This window comes from Nesterenkonia sp. PF2B19, from assembly GCF_001758425.2.
Lineage (GTDB): Bacteria > Actinomycetota > Actinomycetes > Actinomycetales > Micrococcaceae > Nesterenkonia > Nesterenkonia aethiopica.
Genome location: NZ_MDSS02000092.1, coordinates 1 through 7,367 on the forward strand (window position 1 = coordinate 1; position 7,367 = coordinate 7,367).

The 7,367-nt window shown below is 71.0% G+C and carries 3 protein-coding genes, 1 tRNA gene, 1 other RNA gene, 2 pseudogenes and 1 riboswitch; of the genes and pseudogenes, 5 read left to right on the forward strand and 2 right to left on the reverse strand.

Going from position 1 to position 7,367, the window contains the following annotated elements; translation table 11 throughout:
- Nucleotides 1-116 precede the first annotated feature (116 nt).
- An RNA gene (gene ffs, locus BCY76_RS16570) (signal recognition particle sRNA small type) lies at nucleotides 117-213 on the reverse strand.
- A gap of 166 nt (nucleotides 214-379) precedes the next feature.
- Between ffs and BCY76_RS16575 the strand changes: the two genes are divergently transcribed.
- Together BCY76_RS16575 and thiC are read left to right on the forward strand one after the other, a co-directional pair.
- Nucleotides 380-464: transfer RNA gene (locus BCY76_RS16575), tRNA-Ser, on the forward strand.
- Nucleotides 465-594: 130 nt separating this feature from the next.
- A riboswitch (TPP riboswitch) is annotated at nucleotides 595-701 on the forward strand.
- Nucleotides 698-2,509, forward strand: a complete 1,812-nt coding sequence (gene thiC / locus BCY76_RS16580; protein ID WP_085437939.1) for a phosphomethylpyrimidine synthase ThiC — start codon at nucleotides 698-700, stop codon at nucleotides 2,507-2,509. Its footprint overlaps the riboswitch before it by 4 nt.
- 33 nt (nucleotides 2,510-2,542) lie before the next feature.
- On the opposite strand, the gene BCY76_RS16585 is transcribed toward thiC, so the two are convergent.
- Nucleotides 2,543-3,178, reverse strand: a complete 636-nt coding sequence (locus BCY76_RS16585; RefSeq protein WP_237090244.1) for an O-methyltransferase — start codon at nucleotides 3,176-3,178, stop codon at nucleotides 2,543-2,545.
- 324 nt (nucleotides 3,179-3,502) lie between these two features.
- Here BCY76_RS16585 and BCY76_RS16590 point away from each other — a divergent pair, with 324 nt between their 5' ends.
- From BCY76_RS16590 to BCY76_RS16600, 3 genes and pseudogenes are all read left to right on the forward strand, one after another.
- Nucleotides 3,503-4,555 (forward strand): acyltransferase family protein, encoded by a 1,053-nt coding sequence (locus BCY76_RS16590; RefSeq protein WP_070158916.1) that lies wholly within the window; start codon nucleotides 3,503-3,505, stop codon nucleotides 4,553-4,555.
- A gap of 85 nt (nucleotides 4,556-4,640) precedes the next feature.
- Nucleotides 4,641-6,253: pseudogene (locus BCY76_RS16595) on the forward strand (DNA polymerase III subunit gamma and tau); the annotation flags it as partial.
- 140 nt (nucleotides 6,254-6,393) lie between these two features.
- A pseudogene (locus BCY76_RS16600) lies at nucleotides 6,394-7,367 on the forward strand (hypothetical protein); the annotation flags it as partial.

Sequence of the window (7,367 nt, forward strand, 5' to 3'; positions counted from 1 at the left end):
GCACCTCAGCTATAGCTGAGGAAGGCCTCTGGACCCGCAAAGGCTGGGCCGGAAGGGGATGACACGCCCGGGCCATACACACATTCTGGCCAATAACCCACAGCTGCCGTGACGACAGAAGTGGCCCCACGTGCACCTGCCAGAGCCCACCTACCCTTGCTACCTTCCGGTCCTGGGGGAGTTCAGCAGGATGACACCACACGTGGGGCCGGGGACCATCGTAGCCCGGAGATTGCCGCCGGCGCCAACCGGGCGCGGCCCTCTGCCGGGCCCTCAGGACATGGATCCGGACTCGATGTGCATTCTGCCCGGATTGTCCGCTAGCATGGAGCCTGCCCTCGCGACGCCAGGTGTTCGCACCTGCGGATCGAGCGGTGAAGGAGGATTCGCCTAGCGGCCTATGGCGCACGCTTGGAACGCGTGTTGGGTTCACACCCTCAGGGGTTCAAATCCCCTATCCTCCGCCCTGATGAGAAGGCCCCCGGTCACAGACCGGGGGCCTTCCTACGTCTTCCGAGCGACCCCTTCGGGGCACATCGCCCCAGGCCACCTCGTCACACGCCGACGCCGGCGTCGTGAGGTGCGTTACGCTCATCGAGTCCACACGGGTGCCCCTGCAGGGGCTGAGATCAGGCGATGCACGCCTGGACCGTCGAACCTGACCGGGTCATGCCGGCGTAGGAAGTGAGGGCTCATCATGAGCGATTTCTCTGTGCACACCGCCCCTTCGGCGAACACCACCGCCTCCCCCACGGAGGAGGCTCACCCCGCCCACGAGCGGGCCAGCATCACCGACGGCTCCGGCCTTGAGGTCCCCGTCACCCGGATCCACCTGCACGACTCGCCGGACGGCTCCGCCAATGAGCCGTTCGAGGCCTACCGGACGGCGGGCCCCGGCGGCGACCCGCTGGACGGGCTGCCGCCGTTCCGCGAACCGTGGATCCTCTCCCGGCAGGACTCCGCGGAGTACACCGGCCGGGGGCGTCACCTCGACGACGACGGCCGCTCGGCGGTGCGTCGCGGGGCGGCCAGCGACGAGTGGCGCGGCAGACGTCCCGTGCCGCGCCGCGCCCTTCCGGGGAGGAAGGTCACCCAGATGCACTACGCGCGGCGGGGCGTCATCACCGAGGAGATGCGCTACGCGGCCCTGCGGGAAGGCTGTGACGCGGAGAAGGTGCGCGCCGAGGTGGCGGCCGGGCGGGCCATCATTCCGAACAACATCAACCACCCGGAGTCCGAGCCGATGGTCATCGGACGGGAGTTTCTGGTGAAGATCAACGCCAACATCGGCAATTCGGCGGTCACCAGCTCCATCGCCGAGGAGGTGGACAAGCTGCGGTGGGCCACCCGGTGGGGTGCGGACACCGTCATGGACCTCTCCACCGGAGATGACATCCACACCACCCGAGAATGGATCCTGCGCAACGCCCCGGTGCCCATCGGTACGGTCCCGATCTACCAGGCCTTGGAGAAGGTCGACGGCGACGCCTCGGCCCTCACGTGGGAGGTCTTCCGGGACACCGTGATCGAGCAGTGCGAACAGGGGGTGGACTACATGACCGTCCACGCCGGAGTGCTGCTGCGCCATGTGCCGCTGACCGCCGAGCGCGTCACCGGCATCGTCTCCCGCGGCGGGTCCATCATGGCCGGCTGGTGCCTGGCCCACCACCAGGAGAACTTCCTCTACACGCACTACGACGAGCTGTGCGAGATCTTCGCCGCCTACGACGTCGCGTTCTCCCTGGGCGACGGGCTGCGTCCCGGCTCCATCGCGGACGCCAACGACGAGGCCCAGTTCGCGGAGCTCGACACGCTCGCGGAGCTGACCCGACGGGCCTGGGAGCACGACGTGCAGGTCATGGTGGAGGGCCCGGGCCACATCCCCCTGCACCTGGTGCGAGAGAACGTGGAGCGTCAGCAGGAGCTCTGCCACGGAGCACCGTTCTACACGCTGGGGCCGCTGGTCACCGACATCGCCCCGGGCTATGACCACATCACCAGCGCGATCGGGGCCACCGAGATCGCCCGCTACGGCACCGCCATGCTGTGCTACGTCACCCCGAAGGAGCATCTGGGGCTGCCGAACCGCGAGGACGTCCGGGCCGGGGTGATCACCTACAAGATCGCCGCCCACGCCGCGGACCTGGCCAAAGGACATCCGGCGGCCCAGGCGCGGGACGACGCGCTGTCCAAGGCCCGCTTCGAGTTCCGGTGGAAGGACCAGTTCGCCCTGGCATTGGACCCGGAGACCGCCCAGGCGTTCCACGACGAGACCCTGCCGGCCGAGCCTGCGAAGACCGCCCACTTCTGCTCCATGTGCGGACCGAAGTTCTGCTCCATGCGGATCTCCCAGGACATCCGCGACGAGTTCGGCTCAGCGGAGGACCAGCGCAGGATCGTGGAGCAGGGCATGGCCGCCAAGAGCCGGGAGTTCGCCGCCGCCGGGGGCAGCGTCTACCTGCAGCCGGAGATCCCGGTGGGGCCGCCCGGAGCAGCCGCGGAGTCCTGAGCCGCGCCCCGCTCGACGAGGGCGGGAGCCGCCTCAGCCGTCCGTGACCACGGCCAGGCTGAACCCGTCCCAGCTCTTGGCCCCGACCGTCTGCACGGCGGTGGCCTCCAGGCGAGGGTGCTGACCCTGCAGCGTGAGGAAGCGGCGGATGCCCTGGACGTCCGGGTCCTCGGACTCGGCGTCCAGGACCGCGCCGCCGCGGACCACGTTGTCCCCGATGATGACGCTCCCGGTCCGCACCATCTCCATCACCAGCTCCAGGTAGCGGGGGTTGCCGGCCTTGTCGGCGTCGAGGAAGACCAGGTCGAACGGCGGACGGGCCCCTGAGGCGACCTCGTCCACGAGGCTCAGCAGCGTGTCCTCGGCGGGGCCCACGCGGATGTCCACCGTCTCCCCCACGCCGGCGCCGTCCAGGTTGGCCCGAGCGACGTCGGCGTGGTGGGGCTCCACCTCACAGGTGACCAGGCGCCCCTCGGCGGGCAGGGCTCGGGCCATCCAGAGGGTGGAGAACCCGGCCAGGGTGCCGACCTCCAGCACGTGACGGGCCCCGGAGATGCGCACCATCAGTTCCAGGTGCTTGCCCTGCGCGGCAGAGACCTCGATCGCAGGCAGCCCGCCCTCCTCGGCCCGACGCTGCACCTCGGCGAACTCGGGTCCGGGGCGCGCCACCGTCTGCTCCACGTAGGCGTCGACGGCGGCGGCCGCCGGGGCGCGACGTCGGGACCGGAGCGAGCCAGTGAGGACGACGGCGTCGGGATCTCAGCCGGGGTGCCGTCAGGAGCGGTGGGGTGCGCATCGGAGGTGTCCATGGTCGTCACCCTAGGTCCCCGTCAGGACGGAGGGAAGGGCACGGATGCCGCCGCCGTCCCCCGCGGTCGAGCCCCGGCACGCACCGTCGACCAGCACGTTCAGGGAACTTCCAGGATCTGGACGGGACGGACCGGTACACTTCCTGCAGTCCTCCCTCCCCGAACCAGGAACCTGCACACACCTATGTCCACACCCAGCAGCCCGATCACGGCGCAGTCCCCCGCGAGCAGCCGCATGCAGTGGATGGACCTGCTCCGCGGCATGGCGGTGATCCTGGTGGTGATCCTCCACGCGGCGTCCATCCCGACGTCGACGGGCTCCGGCATCCGCGAATGGATCCTCACCAACCGGTACCTGGAGCCGTTCCGGATGCCGCTGCTGATGTTCCTGTCCGGCATGCTGCTGCCGCGCTCGCTGGCCAAGCCGCTGCCCCAGTACCTGTGGGGCAAGTATGCGGCCATCGTCTGGCCGGCGGCCGTGTGGATGGTGCTCTACGGGGTGTTCGTCTACCGCAACGGGCCCTTCGAGCTGTCCTACTGGATCACCGGCGACTATCTGTGGTTCCTGCTGGCCCTGATCATCTGCTACACGCTGGCCGCCCTGCTGCAGAAGCTCCCCTTCCTGCTGGTCTCGGCGGCGATGATGGCCGCCGTCGTGCTGGTGGAGGTCCCGTCGGGGCTGCCCCACAAGACCTTGTACTACGGGGCGTTCTTCTTCCTCGGCGCCTGGGCCTGCCGGTACATGGACCGGTGGCTGCGGGCCCCCTGGATGCTGGTGGTGGCCATGGCCGTCGTCGCCGCGGTCTTCTCCCATCTGGGCCGGGAGGACCTGGCGCTGCGGATGGGCACCTGGCAGGCCGCCGGGATCTCGCTGCTGGGCCTGGGCGTGATCCTCTGGCTGGCTCCGCGGCTCCCACGCGGCATGATCTCGGCGTTCTTCGAATGGGCGGGCCGCAGCTCGATCGTGGTCTATGTGGCGCACTTCCCGATCCTGGTGGTCATCCACCGGGTGCTCGCCCGCATGGAGGTCGCTCCGATCTGGCACGTCGGCATCACCACGGTGCTGGGCCTGGCGCTCACGCTGCTGATGGTGTGGCTGCGGCCCTGGACCACGTGGCTCTACGTCTACCCGCGGCAGAAACAGGTGGCGACGAGGCTCAAGGAGCGCGCAGCACGTCAGAAGTCCGCCCCGGCGGCCACTCCGACGCCTGGGGCGACGCCCGACGTCGGCCGCTGAAGCCCTGACCCCGGGCCGCCCGGGGCGGTCCTCCCGGTGTGCCGGCGCCGCCGTGAACGCGCTGGCCGCCTGACCGGCCGAATGCATGTGTCCCACCCAGACGGTAAGGTTCTTCACTGTGAGCACAGCCCTGTACCGCCGGTATCGCCCCGACACGTTCGCCGATGTGATCGGCCAGGAGCACGTCACCGCACCCCTGGTCACGGCACTGGGCAAGGACGCCGTCTCACACGCCTATCTCTTCTCCGGGCCGCGCGGCTGCGGCAAGACCACCTCAGCCCGGATCCTGGCCCGCTGCCTGAACTGTGCGGAGGGCCCCACCGGCACCCCGTGCGGACACTGCGAGTCCTGCCGGGACCTGGCCACCGGCGGTCCGGGATCGCTGGACGTGATCGAGATCGACGCCGCCTCCCACGGCGGTGTCGACGACGCCCGCGATCTGCGGGAGCGGGCCACCTTCGCCCCGGTGCGGGACCGCTACAAGATCTTCATCATCGATGAGGCTCACATGGTCACAGCGGCCGGCTTCAACGCGCTGCTGAAGATCGTGGAGGAGCCGCCGGAGCACATCAAGTTCATCTTCGCCACGACGGAGCCGGACAAGGTCATCGGGACCATCCGCTCCCGCACCCACCACTACCCGTTCCGGCTGGTGCCGCCGGAGCCGCTGCTGGACTATCTGCAGCGGCTCTGCGAGCAGGAGCGGGTGCCGGTGGCGCACGGCGTGCTGCCCCTGGTGATCCGCGCCGGCGGCGGCTCGGTCCGTGACACCCTCTCCGTGCTGGACCAGCTGATCGCCGGATCCACCGAGGCAGGGCTGGACTATGACCGGGCCGTAGCCCTACTGGGCTTCACCCACAGCGCGCTGCTTGACGACGTCGTCGACGCGGTGGCGGGCCTGGACGGCTCCACCGCGTTCTCCGTGGTCGACCGCGTGGTGCAGTCGGGTCAGGACCCTCGACGCTTCGTCGAGGACCTGCTGGAGCGGCTGCGGGATCTGATCATCGTGAAGTCGGTGCCGGACTCGCCCGGGTCGATCCTGCGCGGCGTCCCGGACGACCAGATCCGCCGCATGCAGGCCCAGGCGGGCAAGGTCGGCTCCGCGGAGCTCTCGCGAGCGGCGGACATCACCGCCCAGGCGCTGACCGACATGGTGGGGGCGACCTCACCGCGGCTGCACCTGGAGCTGCTGATGGCCCGGCTGCTGCTGCCGCATGCTGATCAGGGAACCTCCAGCCTGGCCGCGCGGCTCGAGCGTCTGGAGCGGCGCGTGGACTTCGTCTCCGGCTCCGGAACGACCCCTCCCGCCGAGGACCCCACCCAGACCGCGGCCCAGCCGACATCCGCAGCTCCACCTGCCTCTGAGACGGTTCCCGCGCCGACGTCGGCGCCGCCTTCCGGGCAGGCTCCTGCGCCGCGCCGTCGTCGTGTCTGAGCCCCGCGCAGGCTCCGGCGGCCGAGCCCCTCGCGGCCTCGAACCCTGCTGCCGCCGCTGCACCCGCGGCGGCCTCCGCACCCGCAGCCGACGACGACGGCTGGGCCACCCCCGGCGTCCCGCGCCCAGGAGCTGAGTCCTCCCGCTTCGCGGAGGCGCCGGCAGCGCAGACGATCAGGCCCGAGGGTCCCACCGAGGAGGCTGCCGCTCCGGCAGGCGTGCCCTCGGGTGCTCCCGGAGCCACACCGTCCGCTGAGCCCGCACCCACCGAGGCGGAACCCACCGAGGCGGGACCCACCGCGCCGGTACCCACCGCGCCCGGTCCTGCCGACTCGGCACCGCCGCACGCGCCGCCGACCCTGCCGCACCGCAGGGCGCGGCCCCCAGCGGGTCCCGGGCGGAGATGATGCGCCGAGCCTGGCCGGAGATCGTCCAACAGCTGGCCTCCCAGTCGCGACTGCTGTGGATGCTGGTCAAGGACAACGCCTCGGTGGCCGGCTTCGACGGTCAGACCCTCACGATCGCGTTCACCAACGACGGCGCCCGCTCCACCTTCGCGAACCGACGCGGTGACCAGGCCCTCAACGCCGCCATCCAGCAGGTCCTGGGCCTGCAGGTCAGCTTCGACCTCATCACTGGAGGTGCTCCCCCGGCAGCTGGTCAGTCCCCAAAAGGTCCTAGCCGGCCGACGCCGGCACCCTCAGCGCAGCCGGACCCCGCGCCTGCTGGGTCGGACGGCTCGAGCCTGCCTCGTGAGCAGCACCCGCCACAGCCCGGCACCTGGAGCTCCCATGCGCAGACCACGCCGCCGGCGGCAGAAGCCCCCGCACGCCCGGCGCCCGTCGAGGCGGGCCCCGCAAGCCCCACCGGGCACGAATCGGACGGTGCCCCGGCCTGGATGGCCGAGGAGACGCCGGAGCCCTACGACGCCGATCCCGAACCGCCTCAGGCCCCGCCCTCGCCCCACCCGGCGTGGAACGGTCAGCCCAGCGGCGACCCGGCCGGCTCCGCCCTGTCTGCCGACTCCCCCTCGGAGGCCGGTGCGGCCACCGACCCCGTGGAGCTGACCGACCCCACCTATGGGCCCACCACCGCTCGGGTGCCCAGCGTCGAGACAGCGGGAATGGACGCATCCGACTTCGACGTGTCCCGCGCCCAGACTCCCGCTCCGGACCCTCTTCCTGATCCCACTCCGCAGCCCGGGCCACAGTCCGAGCAGTCCCCTGATCCGACCTCCACGGAGGAGTCCGCGACGAAGCCTCGGGTGCCAGTGTTCGCCCGGCCGTCCAGCTCCCGGCCCGGCTCCTCTCGGGCCCCGGCACCCGGTGCTCCCGCCGCGGAGGCGGTGGGCCAGCCTCGGCGGCCCGCGCGCGGAAC